At 59.3% G+C, this 16,031-nt stretch carries 18 protein-coding genes; 3 read left to right on the top strand and 15 right to left on the bottom strand.

Annotation, left to right across the window (positions count from 1 at the left end; genetic code table 11):
- Positions 1 to 69: 69 nt before the first annotated feature.
- The 3 genes from BUE38_RS06720 to BUE38_RS06710 all read left to right on the top strand — a co-directional run bounded on the left by BUE38_RS06720 (position 70) and on the right by BUE38_RS06710 (position 1,945).
- Positions 70 to 1,278 carry an Rpn family recombination-promoting nuclease/putative transposase gene (locus BUE38_RS06720; protein WP_234986803.1) on the top strand — a complete coding sequence of 403 codons (1,209 nt, stop codon included), beginning with the start codon at positions 70 to 72 and terminating at the stop codon, positions 1,276 to 1,278.
- A complete protein-coding gene (locus BUE38_RS06715; RefSeq protein WP_073434277.1) occupies positions 1,275 to 1,499 on the top strand; it encodes a hypothetical protein in 225 nt (74 codons plus the stop codon). The genes BUE38_RS06720 and BUE38_RS06715 overlap by 4 nt, the downstream gene beginning before the upstream one ends.
- 74 nt (positions 1,500 to 1,573) lie before the next feature.
- The gene (locus BUE38_RS06710; RefSeq protein WP_073434276.1) at positions 1,574 to 1,945 is read left to right on the top strand and encodes a hypothetical protein; all 372 of its coding nucleotides are present in this window, start codon (positions 1,574 to 1,576) and stop codon (positions 1,943 to 1,945) included.
- Between the two features lie 41 nt (positions 1,946 to 1,986).
- On the opposite strand, the gene BUE38_RS06705 is transcribed toward BUE38_RS06710, so the two are convergent.
- The 15 genes from BUE38_RS06705 to BUE38_RS06635 form a co-directional block, all read right to left on the bottom strand.
- Positions 1,987 to 3,498 carry a conjugal transfer protein TraG N-terminal domain-containing protein gene (locus BUE38_RS06705; protein ID WP_073434275.1) on the bottom strand — a complete coding sequence of 504 codons (1,512 nt, stop codon included), beginning with the start codon at positions 3,496 to 3,498 and terminating at the stop codon, positions 1,987 to 1,989.
- A gap of 1 nt (position 3,499) precedes the next feature.
- A complete protein-coding gene (locus tag BUE38_RS06700) occupies positions 3,500 to 3,862 on the bottom strand; it encodes a hypothetical protein (RefSeq protein ID WP_143166221.1) in 363 nt (120 codons plus the stop codon).
- Positions 3,863 to 3,870: 8 nt separating this feature from the next.
- A complete protein-coding gene (locus BUE38_RS06695; RefSeq protein ID WP_073434273.1) occupies positions 3,871 to 5,298 on the bottom strand; it encodes a hypothetical protein in 1,428 nt (475 codons plus the stop codon).
- Between the two features lie 3 nt (positions 5,299 to 5,301).
- The gene (locus BUE38_RS06690) at positions 5,302 to 6,258 is read right to left on the bottom strand and encodes a TIGR03756 family integrating conjugative element protein (protein WP_084541788.1); all 957 of its coding nucleotides are present in this window, start codon (positions 6,256 to 6,258) and stop codon (positions 5,302 to 5,304) included.
- Positions 6,255 to 6,710 (bottom strand): TIGR03757 family integrating conjugative element protein, encoded by a 456-nt coding sequence (locus BUE38_RS06685; RefSeq protein ID WP_073434272.1) that lies wholly within the window; start codon positions 6,708 to 6,710, stop codon positions 6,255 to 6,257. Before BUE38_RS06685 ends, BUE38_RS06690 begins: the two co-directional genes overlap by 4 nt.
- A 102-nt stretch (positions 6,711 to 6,812) precedes the next feature.
- Positions 6,813 to 7,235 carry a hypothetical protein gene (locus BUE38_RS06680; protein WP_073434271.1) on the bottom strand — a complete coding sequence of 141 codons (423 nt, stop codon included), beginning with the start codon at positions 7,233 to 7,235 and terminating at the stop codon, positions 6,813 to 6,815.
- The gene (locus tag BUE38_RS06675) at positions 7,232 to 7,993 is read right to left on the bottom strand and encodes a DsbC family protein (RefSeq protein ID WP_073434270.1); all 762 of its coding nucleotides are present in this window, start codon (positions 7,991 to 7,993) and stop codon (positions 7,232 to 7,234) included. The genes BUE38_RS06680 and BUE38_RS06675 overlap by 4 nt, the downstream gene beginning before the upstream one ends.
- The gene (locus BUE38_RS06670; RefSeq protein ID WP_073434269.1) at positions 7,990 to 8,643 is read right to left on the bottom strand and encodes a hypothetical protein; all 654 of its coding nucleotides are present in this window, start codon (positions 8,641 to 8,643) and stop codon (positions 7,990 to 7,992) included. The genes BUE38_RS06675 and BUE38_RS06670 overlap by 4 nt, the downstream gene beginning before the upstream one ends.
- Positions 8,613 to 9,206: a DUF2726 domain-containing protein gene (locus tag BUE38_RS06665; RefSeq protein ID WP_073434268.1), complete on the bottom strand. Its 594-nt coding sequence runs from the start codon at positions 9,204 to 9,206 to the stop codon at positions 8,613 to 8,615. Before BUE38_RS06665 ends, BUE38_RS06670 begins: the two co-directional genes overlap by 31 nt.
- A complete protein-coding gene (locus BUE38_RS06660; RefSeq protein ID WP_073434267.1) occupies positions 9,203 to 12,136 on the bottom strand; it encodes a conjugative transfer ATPase in 2,934 nt (977 codons plus the stop codon). The genes BUE38_RS06665 and BUE38_RS06660 overlap by 4 nt, the downstream gene beginning before the upstream one ends.
- On the bottom strand, positions 12,136 to 12,570 hold the full coding sequence (locus tag BUE38_RS06655; RefSeq protein ID WP_073434610.1) for a TIGR03751 family conjugal transfer lipoprotein: 435 nt from the start codon (positions 12,568 to 12,570) through the stop codon (positions 12,136 to 12,138). The genes BUE38_RS06660 and BUE38_RS06655 overlap by 1 nt, the downstream gene beginning before the upstream one ends.
- A 10-nt stretch (positions 12,571 to 12,580) precedes the next feature.
- Positions 12,581 to 14,062 carry a TIGR03752 family integrating conjugative element protein gene (locus BUE38_RS06650; protein WP_073434266.1) on the bottom strand — a complete coding sequence of 494 codons (1,482 nt, stop codon included), beginning with the start codon at positions 14,060 to 14,062 and terminating at the stop codon, positions 12,581 to 12,583.
- A complete protein-coding gene (locus BUE38_RS06645; RefSeq protein ID WP_073434265.1) occupies positions 14,059 to 14,925 on the bottom strand; it encodes a TIGR03749 family integrating conjugative element protein in 867 nt (288 codons plus the stop codon). The genes BUE38_RS06650 and BUE38_RS06645 overlap by 4 nt, the downstream gene beginning before the upstream one ends.
- The gene (locus BUE38_RS06640; RefSeq protein WP_073434264.1) at positions 14,922 to 15,617 is read right to left on the bottom strand and encodes a PFL_4703 family integrating conjugative element protein; all 696 of its coding nucleotides are present in this window, start codon (positions 15,615 to 15,617) and stop codon (positions 14,922 to 14,924) included. The genes BUE38_RS06645 and BUE38_RS06640 overlap by 4 nt, the downstream gene beginning before the upstream one ends.
- A complete protein-coding gene (locus BUE38_RS06635) occupies positions 15,614 to 16,030 on the bottom strand; it encodes a TIGR03750 family conjugal transfer protein (protein WP_073434263.1) in 417 nt (138 codons plus the stop codon). The genes BUE38_RS06640 and BUE38_RS06635 overlap by 4 nt, the downstream gene beginning before the upstream one ends.
- Position 16,031 lies beyond the last annotated feature (1 nt).

Genomic DNA, 16,031 nt, shown 5'->3' with positions numbered 1-16,031 from the left:
TGCAGCTTTGGAGCTCCCGGGCTATTGAGGACGTGGAAGCTTGGGGTCGAAGGTCCACCGAGAGGATCTGTGCAACAGTTTCGTCATTCTTGGGTTGGAGATTGTGCTGGGCAAGCAGGACGCATAGTTCAGGGGATAGGCAGCAGTGGTAGTGGCTTCCCTTTCGCCACCCTTTGCCTTTGCCCTTTCCCTGGCCCTTTGGGGTTTGCCCCTGCTATTCGGGTAAGCCCCTTCCCCTTATTCCCCCTTCCCTTCCAACCCTTTGCCTGCGCCATTTCCTTTTCCCTCGCTGGGGAGCGTGGGACAGGGGCGCTCGCCGTCATGGTAAGCTGCCTCCAGCCACACCATGGAGAAATCATGAACAACCAGCACGATCTCAGTTATAAGCTGCTGTTCAGCGAGCCAAGGGTCGTTCGCGATCTGCTGACAGGCTTCGTGAAGGAAGAATGGATTGATCGCCTGAACCTCGATTCGCTGGAGAAGGTCAGCAGCACCTTCGTCACCGATGATCTGCGCGATCGTGAAGGCGATGTGATCTGGCGTGTGCGCTTTGGCGACGAGTGGGTGTATGTCTATCTCCTGATTGAGTTCCAGAGCACCGTCGACTCGTTCATGGCGCTGCGTATCATGACCTACGTGGGGCTGCTGTATCAGGAGCTGGTCAAACAGAAGAAGCTGACTCAGGACGGCAAGCTACCTCCCGTGCTACCTATCGTGCTGTACAACGGGGAAAAACGTTGGAATGCGGCACTCAACGTGGCTGAGCTTGTCCAACCTGTACCGGGTGGCCTGGAGCACTACCGGCCTGATCTCCCATATCTGCTGCTGGACGAAGGCGCTATGGTGACCAGCGAGCAGTGGTCAGAAGAGACCCGAAACGTGGTGTCGGCCATCTTCCGTCTGGAGAATCACCGGAATCCGCAGGATGCCATTGATCTGATCGGATTACTGGTACAATGGTTACAAGCGCCGGAGCAGACCCAGCTACGCCGGCACTTCGCCCTCTGGATCCGACGCGTGCTGCTGCCTAGCTGGGTACCCGAGAACGAAGGGGCTGAGTGGCAGTCGCTCAACGACTTGAACGAGGTGCACAATATGTTGGCTGAACGTGCAAAGCAGTGGCCCGAGCAGTGGAAGCAGGTAGGCGAAGAGAATCACGCTCGTCAGGTGGCTCAGAAAATGCTCAAGCGAACCGCCATGGATGACCAGATGATCTCTGAACTGTCTGGGCTGGACATCGAGCAGGTCCGTAAGCTGCGGGAAGAGCTGAAGCAGTGAGCGAATCCTTGCAAGCACAGCTTGACGAACTGCTATCCAGTATCCCTGCTAGGTGGCATACCGCCTACACAGAGTGCTTCTGGCAGGGATATGAGAAAGCCTGCCGGGAAATCACCTGCAACCTGATCCGGCAGACTAAATTCAACGACGAGATGATTGCTGGACTGGTTGATATCGACATCGAGCAGGTCCGTAAGCTGAGGGAAGAGCTTCAGCACTGACCCAGTTCGAATTGCACTGATCTGGCTTGCAAGCTACTCTCGATCTAACTGTACCCGTATTCTGGAGGTGTCCCATGGGCCTCAAAAAGCTCCTGTGGAACGACAAGGCAACCGAGCTGTTCGGTCATCGCCGTGACCAGAACGAGCGAGCTGTGCCTGAGCGTCCAGAAGAGGGCACCACCTCCCATCGTAGCCACACTGCCCGCAAGGTACTCAAAGGTTCTGCGGCGTTCACATCTGCGCTGCTGTTCGGGACAAAAGAATCTCAAGGGCTGCTTCGTACCTTGGGCCAAGCATCAGCTGAGGCAGGGAAAAATGTCTGGAACTCCTTGCCAGAGGATCGGACCACAACTCCTATGCCAGATTCTCTAGAAGAGCAGGATGGATATCGCTATGGCCATAATGGCTATGGCTACTATAGGGGTGGTTTTAAGATCCATGATTGAACTGTACTGGAGATGCCCTCCAGTACAGTCGTCTTAACATGTTAAACCTTACCTCCTGAAGCTCCTTTCTGCGCCATGTCACCACCTTTTTGACCTGCCCCCTTAGACTCTCTACCTGCTTCGCTAACACCGCCGACAGCATTACCAACCTTTGCACCTGCCCAACCCAAAGCAGAAATCCAAACGCCAGGTAGCACCAGGAACATCATTCCGCTTACGAACTTGAGCACCATCTTGTCATTGGCATTTTCAACGCCGGCAATCCAACTGAGCTTGGCGGCATCGCTGTCGTACATCAAATCAATCAGGTTCGAATCTAGCCAACGCGCCAGTTCCCACCAGAAGGTCAGGAAGAACAGACCGAATAAGGCGAACATCGCTATACCGGCCACCTTTACAGAGTACCCGGAGGCGACCATGACGAACGGCAGGCAGATGATGATCGCCATCAACAAGATCCCCTGGATCATCGGCAATGACTGTTTGAGGCTGTCCATGCCCGCCTGAAAAGGGATGGTGGCCACCGCATTACCGACCATACCTGCCGCTGAGGTAACATCATCGACAAACCCGCCATCCAGAGACCGGTAGCCAACGGATGCCTGACTGGTATTGCCATTCGCTGCACCAGAACGTGGGCTCACCATACGCCGGATCATGTACTCCTCTGCAGAGGATGTCCCCGGGAAGAAACTCTGCATGCGTGACCACACCGTGGTGTCGACCTGATCCTTGATTCGAGCCGCCAGTCCCTCTGAGCCATCGCTCCACCACTCGCGGCAACTGGGATACCCTGGTTGGCCGGGTCCCGTGCTGGGCCGTGCCTGATCGCGATCGGCATTGTAGGGGAAGCCAGGCATGGGACGGGGTGCGTAGAAGCTGTCGTAATAGCCTGGTGTGTCCAGGAAGTAGTCCGAACCTACCCAGTCAACATCCATGCCTCTGGCCTCCTCGAGGCCAGCCCCACTCTGAAACAGCTTGTTCCTGGCCGGGCCGAAGCATGCCAACTGGAACTCCCCAATCTCACGTTTAAGTCCCGGGTCAGAAATGGATTCAAGATCGAGCGCCGTTCGCACAGACTGGTAGTCCGTCGAACAGGGGATCTTCGAGATGGCCACGTTGGTCAGGCCCTTGGAGAGCGAGTGTGTCAGCGCCCACCACATGGGGACGCGAGCCTGCTGTCCATCTATCGACGTCATGGTCGACTCGCCCCACTGTCCGGTAGACATCATGACGGTGCCGCACTGTTCAGCATGCTCCTGATTGACGTTCACCGGGTTCACGTTGAGCGTGAACACAGGGACGCAGGTGAACGCCACCACCAGCAGCATCACATAGAGCCGCGACTCGATGCGGTTGAGCGACAGTACCCCCTTGTTGCCTTCATCGTCGCCCTCCTGTCTCGCCCTAAACCACTCGCCGGCGACCAGGGCGATAAATGGCACGACGGCGATACCGGTCGAGGTCATGGCGTCCCAGACGCCATTGTTGATGACCCAGCCCAGGGTGAGCATGGTGCCTTCCATGTAGTCATTGACTGCGAACGTCGCCATGTCAGGCTCCTCCCCACCAAATGAACAGGTTGTAGCCCTCGATCAGGACCAGAACGATCAGGATCATGCGCTCGAGCTTGTGCAGCAGGACACGGCCCTGCTGGCCACCATCCTTGTCCTGCTCGACGCTTTGCAGGATCCTCGGACGCCAGAGTCGGCACCAGACCAACGCCAGTCCGCCGTAGAAGATGACCCGCCAGACCATCAACCAATGACGGTTTTCACCCATAGCGATCTGAAAGTCAGAAATGCTGCCGTAGAGGCGCATTCCTGTGTAGACGACCAATCCTCCCAACCAGGCCGCAATGATCAGTCCAAGGAGCCCCAGTAGCAGCGGGTGACGTTTGAGCGATCGGATCATCATGAGACTCCTTATTGCCCCTCAACCGGCGCACCGCGACCATCCAGCTCGCTACGCGGACTGTTGGATTCGTTCTGCATGGAACCGCCGGCACGGTTGGCCGCACGTTGGAGTGCTGACATCGCGGCACTGCTGGCCAGTGACTTGCGAATTTCCATCTCGCTCTGCAGCAGCTCGATGTCCCGATTGAAGGCATCGACCTTGCGATCCAGCGCTGTCATCCCTTCCTGGTTGTTCTCGATGCCCGGATCACTTGTGCCAGCAATCAAGGCTCTTCGCGCCCACATCGCCTTGGTGAGGGTTCTGGCCAACGCCATCTCACTGGCAAGACGCTGTGCCAGCAATGGTCCCTGGGGATCGGAGCGCATCGCCTCGATCACGCCTCGCGACACAGCAAGGCCACTACCGGCTGAAACATCATTCAGTTTGTCCTGGGTAATTTCGCCGCCATTCAGCATGTCGACCAGGTTCTCGTGGATACTCTGCTGTTCTTCCTCGAGCTCCCGGATCAACCCGGTGCCGGCAACGCTCTCGGATTTCTCGCATCCATCGCAGGACCGCAACTCGGTATCACCGACGATTTTCTTGGTCCACTCGGCGGCATCCTCGGGAGATCCCCAAATGGTGCACATGCCACCCTTGCAGTCACTGCCACTTCCGGCACCACCACCGCTACCACCGGCAATACCGCCACCACCCACCCAGTCGCCGTTGGAAGTAGAGACCGACCCCCAGCCTCCACCACCACCCGAGACTGACTCATTCGATGTCGTATCAGTGCGGCCATGAAGCAGGTTGTAACCGGCTTTGGCCGTGTCCTCGACAACACGCAAGGGTTCCTGGCCGCTGCCTCCACGTTTCTGTCCACCCACCCAGGTACGGCCAGCGTTGCCGGCCTCAGCCTCAGCTTCCTCTTGAGCTGCCACAGCATCAGGATTTGAGCTCGCGATGTCCTGCCAGTTTTCCGCCATGGCGCTCTGCTGCATTTGCCCCCCGACCGTCGCATCGGCCAGGGCCTCGGACATGCGCTGGCAGGAGAGCTTCGACTTGTCGAAGTCCATTCTCCCCTGCAGGACGCCGTTGGTCAGAAGGTCATAGAGAGCGGGATTGGATCGCTGGATGATCATCGCCGGCAGACTGGCCACTGCGCCGGTGGCGTTCTGAACGACATCCCCCATCATGTTCTGGAAGCCATTGGTCAGGCCGTTGAGCTGATTGCTGACTGTCGCGCCGATATCGAAATTGCCGCAGGTGGCGTCAACGTTCCAGCTGACTCCCATTCCATTCATCCTCGGACCATGTCCCAGCCCTGCAGACGCGCCGAAGGGGGCCGCGCCCCCAATGTCGTAGTAGAGCCGGTCAGCGGATTGCGCCTGGGCCAGTAGCGGGGTGACCAGCGCCACCGAGAGCGTCAGGCTCTGAAGGATCTGTCGTTTCATGGATTACTCTCCGGTGAAATACAGCAGTTCTTGCCCCCGGACTGCACAACACCGATAGGGACGCCACAGCGCCCAGGCGTAATTGCCGGGATCCTGGAGTTGATGGCTTTCGCCGCCATCCGGGAAAATCGAGCAGGACATGCTCATGTTGGGTTCCAGTTGCTGCCACTTGTGCGTGTCTGGGTCCCCTTCCATGACAGGGTCCGGTGCCCACTTACCCGCGGCAGGATTGTCAGTAGGTGCCAGCGGCATGTAGACGTGCGGCTGCCCGTTGCGTGTCACGACATCCGCCGCACGCTGAGCGGTGGTGGCAGCGGCTTTATAGTCATGCGGTTGGGAAACGAAACCGCTTCTCGGATAGATCGGGCTCCAGAGATCCCCCACCGTCCCCATCTCCCGCATGCCCGGTGTCAGCGCCTCGGGATAGGCCATCTCGGGAAGCGACGACCGCCAGGCCAATGCATCCAGTGTCGACAGGAAATACGGGGTATAGGGCAGCACATCGCTTTCGCATGAGTACCCTAATGAGCTGAGCATCCGGTAGAAGACCGCTCCCCCTGGGTGGCCAATGGCATCGGTATTCTTGAACCGGGTGTTGGAGTGGCGGCTACCGGCTTCCTCCGTCGCACGGCCACCGCCCGTAGCATCCCCTGTTGGTGGTGACAGCATCGCCACCTCACTCCAGGGGTTGTCACCGGTGTTCTCGTAGGACGACACCACCAGCTCGGGGATGTAATGCTTCACACGCGTCGAGGTCTTGACGCTACAACCCCAGGGAGTGCAATAGAGCCAGGCACAGAAACCAATAACCTGGTACTCGAGGCACGAAGTGCTCAACGAAGACTCGATGATCTCTGGGGTGGTGAGCGCGCGCGCCTTGGGAGCTGTTGTCATGCTGGCCATCCCGATTGTCAGAGCAACGGCCATGGCCATGGACAGGGAGGTGAGCGTCCGCATCATTGGTCACCTCCATCCTGTGGGGTGACTTCACCGATTGCCTGGTCGATCTCCTCGAGGGCGACACGGACGTCTGGCTCGCCGTACACGACATAGCGTCCATCGAGGACGACTGCTGGCACTCTCTCGATACCGAGCATCCAGGCGCGAGCGACACCGGTATAGGTCTCCCCATAGCGCTTCAGGGTGGCCTGCCACTCTGGGCCGCTCATGCGTGAATGCAGAATTTGTTTCGCACGATCAGGATCCGCCGGCAGGTCTCGCGAGATCTGGGCATCGAGCCTGGCCGGTGCATCCAGTTCAACCACGGCAGCCGACGCCGGCGCGTTGATGATGGGCTCGCCAGCCACGGTAAATACCTCGACGCCGGCGGTTGCACCGCTACACCAGACAATCGAAGCAACGACAGGAAATGCAGATAACGCGGCACGCAGCCGCAGATGGGCGTTTGGCATAGTGCGGCTCCCACGAATGGATCCAGATTGGAAGGCTGGCAGGATCGGATGGAGAGCGCGCCAGGAAACGTTAAGCGCGTTCTCCATGTATTCTTCTCTTCACTATCCAGGGTGAGCTGACGGGGATAACGTCCTGATGCTGTGCTCGACTGCCCGGCTGAGGCGGCTCACCCGTTCAATGTGGGATGTCTGAATATACTCATCCAGGTCAATGGCATAGTCGTAGCTGAAGTCATCTCGCACCTCCGTCCAGTAGTTGTCCTTGTCGGTCTGACCGATCAGTAATACTCCATGGACATGTGTGCCTTCGGACTGTCTGAAGTGATCCAACCAATTCAGCGTGGATTCGGGAGAGCTACTGGTGCTATCCAGGATCACGACCGGACTACGAATCTGGCGCGTCTGCGGGTTTTCTCCCTCCAGAATATCGATCACTTCGACTTCTGGATCCTTATGCTGGATAACTCTGCTGATGGCACAGCTTTTCCCTGCTCCAGTGGGAGCGACGATCCTGGCAAGTTTCATGGTTCAGTCCTCTCAATGGCTTGAACAATCTGGCCGGCGGGGACATAGCCTTCGCCCATCTCCCCATTCGGCAGCACAATGGTCGGTGTACCCGTCACTCCAAATCGCTGCCCCAGCTGAAATCCGTCTTCAACTACGTCCTGACAACTCTGTGACGGTGAGGCACTGAGTGATTGCCCCTTGAACGCTGACGTCATGGCATTTTCAGGGGATTCAGAGCACATCACTTGCGCCAGTTGACGTGCGGCTGGGGACTGGCTGCCGGCACGCGGGAACGGCACGTAGTGAACCGTGATGCCGGCAGCGGTCAGTTGGTCAATTTGCTGATGCAGCATCTGGCAATAAGGGCAGGTCGTATCCGTGAATACGGTAATCTCGCCAAGGTCCTCTCCCTGGGCGGGGTATGTCACCAGACTTTCCTCAGAAACATCCTGCAACTGGTCCAACCGCTCTTGTCGGTTGCGCTGTTCGGTGACGTTGATGAGCCCGTCTGGAGCGTTGTCGTATAGATTCCCCACCACCATGTGACGCCCCTGAGCGTCGCTGTAGAAGGTGTCGCCATTGCGCAGCCGTACCTCGTATATCGGCCCCTCAAGGTCGACACGATGAACGGACTCGGGGGTGATGGCCTGGCCATTGATGGTGAGATCATCCAGCGCCTCCGGCACATCGCCTCCTGATGCTGCCAGGGTCATTGTCGAGGCCATCATGGCCATGACGGCAGCGGTAGGGATCAGGCCGTTCAGTTGACGTTTCATCGCAGCGCCTCCAGGCAGGAGTGAGCGGACTCACCTCCATAGGTGTGAATGGTCCAGCAATCATTGAGGGTGATCGCAGGAAGCGTCAGGGACTCCTGGATGTCGAGAAAGCGACACCCCTCGCGTATCGACTCAAGGACGTGCGCTCGCCGTGTTGGCGAAATCCCCTGATGCTTCAAACGAGAAAAGCGATTGCGGCCAATTTCGGGAGTCGAGTGCCCTTCACCGGCGAATTCGCTCTGAGCCCACCAGTTGGCCACGTCCATCGAGTAGGTTCGTCCTTCTCCTGCTTCAAAGGTCAGCTCGATGCGGTGTTCGATCTGAAACCGGCCGGGAGGCAGGTTCTCTACTGCAACGGACCAATGGAACACGACTTCTCCCGCCGTGAGATCTGGCGGGAGTGTGATGAGCTCCCCGAGCTGACATTCCGAGGATCCCCCCACGTAATACAATCCATTGGGATAGGGCTGACGGATGACCCAACCACCTTCAGGGCTGACGGGTTCCTTCATCCAGCTGGTTGTGACGCTCAGGGTGATGTCCTCAGCGGTTAACTTGTCAAAGGGGTCTGCCTGCAGGACCGGCAGCAAATGAAGTGTTCGTTCACGCGCATCGGCGTTCACGGTGTCGAAGACCTGGATTTCTGACATACCACCGATCCTTCTTCCGGGGGCGTGAGATGGAGATGGGGAGCAAGTTGAGCGCGGATCTCATGAACGTCGTATCGTCCACGGGCGGGAAAGCGCACCAGCGGGATACCCGCTGAAGCAAAGGCCCGATCCACAAATCGGTCGCGACGCTTCCTGTCGGCACGACCATGGGTGCGATCGTCGAGCTCGATCGCGATGAGAATTCGTCCGCCTCGAGGTTCACAAAGCACCAGATCGACGTGCTTTGAACTGATCAGGCGGAAGTAACGCCACCAGCGCTGGTCGTGAGCGTGGCATTTGCGAAAACGGACCCGCAGAACATCGGCAATTCGCACCTTGCAGGCGATCAGGACGGTGGATCCCACTGCCCGAGATACCGCGCCATAGAACGCCTGCTCGGTCGGTGAGTTGAGCGAAGGCTGGCTGATATAGGGCAGTGCTCCTTTCTTCAGCCGCCAGAACACCAGTGAAACCAGGACATGGAGTAAGGCAAGCGCCAGAAGCCCCCAGAGCGCGATCATCCCGAAATCGATCGCTCCTGACGGGACAGCGGTTCCACTCATGCCGGGACCTCCACCTGATCCTGACCAGTGGCGACGCCGAAGGCTTCCTCCTCGATAAAGCCGCGCTTCGCGTCCATCTCCTTCGCCAGGTAAATGGCGGCATCCAGCTCGGAGCAACGTTGCTCCAGCATGACGTTACGCCGTGCCTTCTTCTCGTCCCCCTCGGTACCGGACAACGCCAGGTAGAGACTGGGCTGGACCACTCGGAAAAGCGCCTCAACCGTAGAGGCCAGTACGACGCCCTCGGTGTATTTCCTGGATATCTTCGAGGCGGAGAGGAGAAGCTCCTCCTGAGCCGGTGTCAGAGACTTGAATCGCTTGATCTTCTGGACCTCATCCGGTGGCATCACCAGGCAGATCCAGAACTCGATCATATTGAGCAGCTTCTCGGCGGCGTCCGGGAAATCCTCGACGTTCTGGGTCGCGAACCACAGCCAGTACATGAGCTTACGCCCCATCTTGCCGACCTTGACGAAGAAGGGAGACAGCAATGGATTGACGGTGACAACGTGGCTCTCGTCGATGATCTGGACGATGTGACGACCGTCATACTGGGTCCGCTCGGCCAGGTTGGTGATCATGTTGGTGATCGAGATGACGGACAGCGCCAACTGCGCCCCGTACCCCTCACGGGCGTAGGTGGCCAGGTCAACCAGCGTCACGTCGCACTCGGGCCAGGGGTCGCCGGTCGAGTTGAATACCTCACCGTCGAAGCCATCACAGAACAACCCGATGTTCATGCCCATCTCTTCGATGCGGCGCTGGGTCTCCTCATGGAAACCGGGGTCGCGAGAAATCTCGAAGAAGGCATCGCGTACATCTTCGGTCTTGCAGGGGCGTCCTTCTTCAAACGTCACCCGTGCGGCGCGCATGATGGCATCGCGCACAATGCGTCGATCGGCACGACGAAAGCGGCGTTCCTCTTCCTCCTCACCACCGGTGATCATCAAACGCGCGGTGATCTCCATTTCACCGAGAAGATCCCGCTTGTCTTCATCGAGGTCCTCATCATCTTCGATGGGTGCCGGCAGGGCATCATCGTCGATCTCGCCCAGGGCGCGCGCCTTGGCATCCTCTTCCGCCTGCTTGCGCGCTCGCTCGTCCTCGAGCAGTCGGTGGGCTTCCAGGAACGGTGCCAGGGAGACCCCTGAGCCGGGTGACAGCTTGACCTTGTTGACGCTCAGGCCATTGCGCTCGAAGTAGTCCGCCAACAGCCCGAAGCTGTTCCCCACCTCCAGGATGAACAGACGAGGCCGCCGTACCGCCATCAACTGGGCACAGAACGCGGTGATCGTGGCCGATTTACCCGCCCCGGTCGGCCCGCTCAGAAAGCCATGCGCGTTCTTCTCGCGATCGGCGAGATGAAAGGGGTCGAAAGACAGCGTTTCTCCACCACGATTGAAGGCGCTCAAACCAGGACGCCCGGTCCCCCGCGCTCGACCGAAAAAGGGGCCCAGGTTCGCAATGTGCTGAACGTAGTTGTAGGCGGTATACCAGTGGTTGCGAGCATCCTTGTCGGGTTCGAAGGCCATCGGCAACCACCGCAGGTAGGTATTGAGCGCGGCAATCTCGTCCTCCGGCTCAACAGGCTTCAGGCTGGACTGATACAGCTTGGTGCTCAGTACCTGAGTTTTGACTCGCAGGTCCTCTTCATCGTCGCCACGCAGGTAGAACACCAGTGAGGATTGATACAGGAAATGGCGGTTCGCCATGTACTCCTTGGCCTTCTTGCAATCGTTGCGCACGCTGACTGCCAATACGCTATCGCCATGCGCCTTGCCACTGAGACGATTGACGTGGTCCTCGAGGGGCTCCTGGGGAGACGCGACGACGGTCAATACCATGACCGTCCCCTCGGGCAACACATCCATGATCGCGTTGGAGACCTTGGACTTGCTGCCCTGACGCTTCACTTCTCCGGTGATATGCCCAATGTCCGGTGCCTTGCGCAGCTCATCCACCACCAGGCATCGATGCGGCAGGCCATCGAAATACCAGAGGCCCTTGTCGGCATCAGATTCGGGAATGTTGAAGAGGACATCGCCCCCCAGGTCATAGTCGTAGGGGAGCTGGTCATCACCGGGATAATCGACCAGATCGTAGAACTGCTGGGGATCCTTCGGCGACATGGCCGGACGAGGATTGAACCAGGCCACCATCCAGCGCCGGAAGGCCCGAGCATCATAGCGACGTACCGAGAGACCGACGCCCTCCAGGGCGGACACCAGACGGTCGTAGACCATGTTGGCATCATCCTCTGGTGTCATCGGTTGACCACGCCCCGTGTTGGAGGACTTGCTGAGGCGACGATACAGCACCAGACGGGTGCGACGTGTCTGCCCCTTCCAGGTGGTCTGGGTCACCAGATCATCGTGAAACACCCCGCCTTCCTGCGAGATCGACTTGAGATGACGCTCGAACTGACTGAGCCATTCCTGGGTATACGTGGTATCGAGTAGCCCACTGGATTGCGGCGTGGACTCGGGATCCGGGCAGTCAATGTAATCCTTGAGCTGTTCCATGATATCCCGGTAATCGACCTCATCCTGGGCGAAGATCTGAGCGACCCAGGGAGACGTATCATGCTGAGGCAAGGCATCCTGTAGTGCCCCCTCGATCAGATCCCGCTTGGCATTCAGCCATTCTTCAGAGCGCCCTTCGGTGGCGAGCGGCACAACCTCCGCCACCACACCGACCGAACGGCAGTCATCCATCAGGAAGCAGCCCGATTCCGGCAGATACTCGATGAAGGGCAGATAGTTGGCAAAGGACGGGGCACGCTTGTAGAGCCGATCGATGTCCTGCTCAGTGATCGACTTCCCCCTCGGGACCGGAATGGGCCGATCGCGTCCCCCATCAGAGGCATCGCTGGGGTCAGCCTGTTGACTGGCTCCGCCGAACCAACGGTTCATCAGGTCATTGAATGACATCAACGCGTCCTCCCCACAGGCCGCGCACCTTCACCGGGCATGGCGTACTGCGGTTTGGTGTGTAGCGGGAAGATCGTGGAATATCCGGGCACCGGCACCGACTCCCCACCGGCCAGGTGGGGATAGATGAACATCACCAGATCCGGATTCGGCAGACGCGAGAACTGACTGTAGATCTCATTGGCGGCGTCACGGGTATACCGCGTCTGTTCAGCGGTTGCCTCACCGTCCCCGATCGGGCGACGCAGCGCTCCTCGCGCCTCCAGCACCGCCTGGTTTCCGGCACGGCCACCCGCGCTCTGCCTGGAGCCCTCCTTCCAGAGCTCCTGCATGCTCATTCCGCTGGTGGGCATCAGCTCGTCCTTGGACGTTGCACAGCCGGAGAGAAGGCCCAGCCCCACCAGGACCAGGGTGAACAGAGTGGCTCGCGACAAGGCCCTGCGATCAGTCGAGCCCGTGTGTGGTTGCCCTTGATGAGTCATAGCGCACCTTCCTCCCTTCGGTCTCGTAATCGATCGGCAGTTGCTTGTTGATGTGAATGGCCACTTCCTGGCCGGGGGGAACATAGACGGCAGCAAACGCTTCGCCATAGAGCTTGTTGACCCACTGGCTCATGTCGTTCACCCCTTGAGCGAGGATCTGCCCCATGGCCTGGTTGCCTGTCATGGCCTGAGAAATGCTGCCGTCGGCACCAATAGACGTGATCGAGGTCGAATCGTCATCGGAAAGCATCGTCGCTGCACCGGCACCGGCCGCAGTGAGCAGGCTCTGGGTACTCAGGTATTCCTTCGCGTTACTGCGACGCAGGCCACTGATGCAGGGAATGCCGTTCCGGTCACTGATCCAGCCAATGGCGTCGCCACCCCCGATGGTCTGGTTCTGATTGCTGTCGTTGCCGTTTCCACGCCCCTGATTGACGTCTTCCGGCGATGGGACGGTGCGCACGGTGCCGTCCTCGAAGACGAAGGTCATCGAGGAGATGTTTCCGCGTACGCAGGAGAGGGTCCAATCCCCCGTTGCCGTCCCACTGACGATCGCGGCCTGAACTTCAGGGAGTTCAATACCGTTCGCGGTGAGGTTGTCCTTGCCCACCATCACCTTGAACGGATAAGGGTCGTTCACCGTGCCATCGACTGGCACCCGACCCAGTAGCGCCGTCATGGACAGTGACCCCATCAGAGTGGAGTTCTCCGGGATGGTATAGACCGGTTCGACGGTGGCTTCATCGGGCTGTCCCGTGGCACTGGACTGGATGGCGCTCCCTGTACGAGAGGCCGCATTGCCCACATCACTGGCCGCTTCCTTGAAGGAGGTCGGGAACGTCGGCCCTTCCTGGCCTCGGCGGCCCGGTCCTTCCTCAACGCGTTGATCCATGGGCTCGACCCAGGACAGGTTGCTGCCATTGCCGCTGCGGACACCGCCGCCTTCAAGCCCCAGGCCGATCGGCACGTCTTCATTGCTACCCTCGCCAGAGAATCCATCCTTCAGATTGCTGATCTCGCGTTGCAGACTCTGAAGCAGGCTCTGGTTCTCGCGCTGTGACGACTGGCGTTCCTGATTGAAGTCCTGCTGTTGCTGGTGAAGAGCACTACGAATCTGACTCTGGACGTCACGCCGGTCCTCGAGCATGTCGGCATTCTGTTCTCGAAGCCTCTGATTGGTCTCGAGCACCCGATTCATCTCTTCCCGCATGGCTCGCGTCTGACCGACCAGCGTGGCGACGGTATCCTCCGGCGTGTCACCCTCGATCCCCAGCGCCTTGAGCTCGTCCTCACTCAACGTCAGCGAGGGATCACGTTCTTCACCACCATTCGACCCGGACTGCTGGTTGGAATCGGCTCCCGGCCAGAGCATGACAATTGCAACGACCAGGGCGATAAATGACGGCACCAGAATCTTGACCAGGCCGTTGCCCTTGAGCTTCATGAGTCACCTCCCGCATTGGCGTTGTCCTCGGCAGCAGACGCCGACAGTGGCACCGCCTGTGCCAACGACACCCCTTCGGTGACGATGAAGACGGTGGTGGTATCCCGCACGGAGCCCCGGCGGCCGAGCGTGGGATGCATGAAGGTGGCGCTGTAAAGATCACCCTGCAGCCAGCGTGGATCCATCTCGAAGGCCCGCGATGGGTCGCGATTGGAGAGCTTCACCGCCGTGACGGTCCACCCGTCGAGCTTCCAGGCGGCAACTGGCGTCGCGGAAACCGGTAATGCCGGCAATAGCGAGGGCATGCTCTCAGGCAGTCGCATGGCGACGCGATTGACCCCCTGCACTGGTTCAATGGTTCGCGTCGGGGCGTACAGGGACTGCGCCGCAAAGCGGGTCAGCACCACAGGAACCGGCGTATTGGCCGAAGTCGACGAACCTTCAGCCTGTTCCCGGGATTCCGGGGATGACGCTTCCTCAGCATCGACTTGCTCGCCTTCCGGGAACACCACCTGAATCTCTTCGTCGCTGGCCCCGTTCTCCATGGCCGTCAGGTCAAACAGGACCACTTCATTGGTCTCGACGTCCTGCAGGCGAACCCGCTGGGTATCGAACGGCTTGTCGGCTTTCAGGTAGATGGCACCACCGGCACTCTGGACGCGGAGCGTTTCCGAGTCGGCAAGCTCGGGTGGAAGGCCGACCCGCACATTGCGATCCAGCACGATCACACGTTCCGTTCCAACGGGAAGATCGACAGGCAAGGGCTTGCGATCCCAATGCAGGATCTCCACCGCCTGCGCCTGGGAGACGAGCATCAACGTGGCGCACGCCATGCTCAGTCGTGAAAACAGGAGTCTGCTCATGGTGAAGCTACCTCGCTTGGCTGGTCAGCGTCGCTGTCGTCGTCGGCATACCCGAGCCGCTGGGGTACCCCGGCGAAGCAACTATCGGCGGAACCGATCTGGAGCCCCCAGGGGTTCGCGTCGGGATCGTTGTCCACGCGGCTGACGTAGAGGGGATAGCGAACGTAGGCGTCGCGAACGGATGTGCCGGCGTAGGTCTCACTGACCCCCATGTCGAGCGTGGCAACCCAGTGATCGCGATCAATCACACGCACCCCACCAGGTCCTTCAGGGCTATCGTTCTGGAACCCTCGACCGGGAATTTCGTAGATCCCCCGCACACGCCCCTTCAACTCGCCACGGGCGCGACGCTGCTCGTACTCGTTTTCGAGGTAGTTGCGACAGCCTGGTGTCAGGAAGGTGTTGAACACCTGGATGTTGCGCTTGTAGTTGACCTCGCCATTGACCGGCCAGCGGTTGATCGTCTGCCAGACATAAACGGCGAAGGTATAGATGTTGGGCTCCGGCACTTTCCACCACTCGCGGGTGCTGCCGGTGCGCAGGTCCGGGGGAACATGGACATTCAGCCGGTCCGGTGCCGTTTTCCAGCCCCAGAAGAGTCCCGCGCACACCAGGATCATCACCACAATCACGCTACGCAATGTGGTGATGTGAGCGTCACGGGCCGCCAGGGCGTGGCGTTTACGACTCATGAGTTATCTCCCTTGCTGCGCGAGAAGAATCCCGTCGATGTCGCCACTGGACGACGAACGGGATCACGGCGAATACGCCAACGGATGGAGGCCTGGATCAATTCATTGCCACCAGGCACGGGAAGTCCCGCTTTCTGGAGTTGCCACTGGATCTTGCGATACACCCAGGAGGAGGGGCGGCCCCGGCGTAGACGGCGCATGAACGTGCCACCGAACCACAGCGAAAGACCTGCCCCGACAAACATGCAGGTCGGGACCATGGCCCCCATGCCCACGACAGCCCAGCCGATCAACCCGACAGGAATGAACGCCACCAACCCCGCCAGGGTGCAGACCACCAGCTCCTTGCCCGTCATGCCGCGAAAGACGACGGGAGTGGCGTTCAGACGGGAGGGAATGAATTCAATGGTCATG

The sequence above is a fragment of the Halomonas cupida genome (genome assembly GCF_900142755.1).
Classification (GTDB): domain Bacteria; phylum Pseudomonadota; class Gammaproteobacteria; order Pseudomonadales; family Halomonadaceae; genus Halomonas; species Halomonas cupida.
Note: the sequence above shows the minus strand (reverse complement) of the source record. Positions and strands in the feature narration are given on the sequence as shown.

Excerpts from the sequence above, each read along its gene's own strand:
- BUE38_RS06700 (WP_143166221.1), bottom strand. The coding sequence starts at position 3,862 with ATGATGATCCGATCGCTCAAACGTCACCCGCTGCTACTGGGGCTCCTT.
- BUE38_RS06705 (WP_073434275.1), bottom strand. The coding sequence starts at position 3,498 with ATGGCGACGTTCGCAGTCAATGACTACATGGAAGGCACCATGCTCACC.
- BUE38_RS06680 (WP_073434271.1), bottom strand. The coding sequence starts at position 7,235 with ATGAAACTTGCCAGGATCGTCGCTCCCACTGGAGCAGGGAAAAGCTGT.
- BUE38_RS06685 (WP_073434272.1), bottom strand. The coding sequence starts at position 6,710 with ATGCCAAACGCCCATCTGCGGCTGCGTGCCGCGTTATCTGCATTTCCT.
- BUE38_RS06690 (WP_084541788.1), bottom strand. The coding sequence starts at position 6,258 with ATGATGCGGACGCTCACCTCCCTGTCCATGGCCATGGCCGTTGCTCTG.
- BUE38_RS06670 (WP_073434269.1), bottom strand. The coding sequence starts at position 8,643 with ATGTCAGAAATCCAGGTCTTCGACACCGTGAACGCCGATGCGCGTGAA.
- BUE38_RS06665 (WP_073434268.1), bottom strand. The coding sequence starts at position 9,206 with ATGAGTGGAACCGCTGTCCCGTCAGGAGCGATCGATTTCGGGATGATC.
- BUE38_RS06645 (WP_073434265.1), bottom strand. The coding sequence starts at position 14,925 with ATGAGCAGACTCCTGTTTTCACGACTGAGCATGGCGTGCGCCACGTTG.
- BUE38_RS06660 (WP_073434267.1), bottom strand. The coding sequence starts at position 12,136 with ATGTCATTCAATGACCTGATGAACCGTTGGTTCGGCGGAGCCAGTCAA.
- BUE38_RS06640 (WP_073434264.1), bottom strand. The coding sequence starts at position 15,617 with ATGAGTCGTAAACGCCACGCCCTGGCGGCCCGTGACGCTCACATCACC.
- BUE38_RS06710 (WP_073434276.1), top strand. The coding sequence starts at position 1,574 with ATGGGCCTCAAAAAGCTCCTGTGGAACGACAAGGCAACCGAGCTGTTC.
- BUE38_RS06650 (WP_073434266.1), bottom strand. The coding sequence starts at position 14,062 with ATGAAGCTCAAGGGCAACGGCCTGGTCAAGATTCTGGTGCCGTCATTT.
- BUE38_RS06635 (WP_073434263.1), bottom strand. The coding sequence starts at position 16,030 with ATGACCATTGAATTCATTCCCTCCCGTCTGAACGCCACTCCCGTCGTC.
- BUE38_RS06675 (WP_073434270.1), bottom strand. The coding sequence starts at position 7,993 with ATGAAACGTCAACTGAACGGCCTGATCCCTACCGCTGCCGTCATGGCC.
- BUE38_RS06695 (WP_073434273.1), bottom strand. The coding sequence starts at position 5,298 with ATGAAACGACAGATCCTTCAGAGCCTGACGCTCTCGGTGGCGCTGGTC.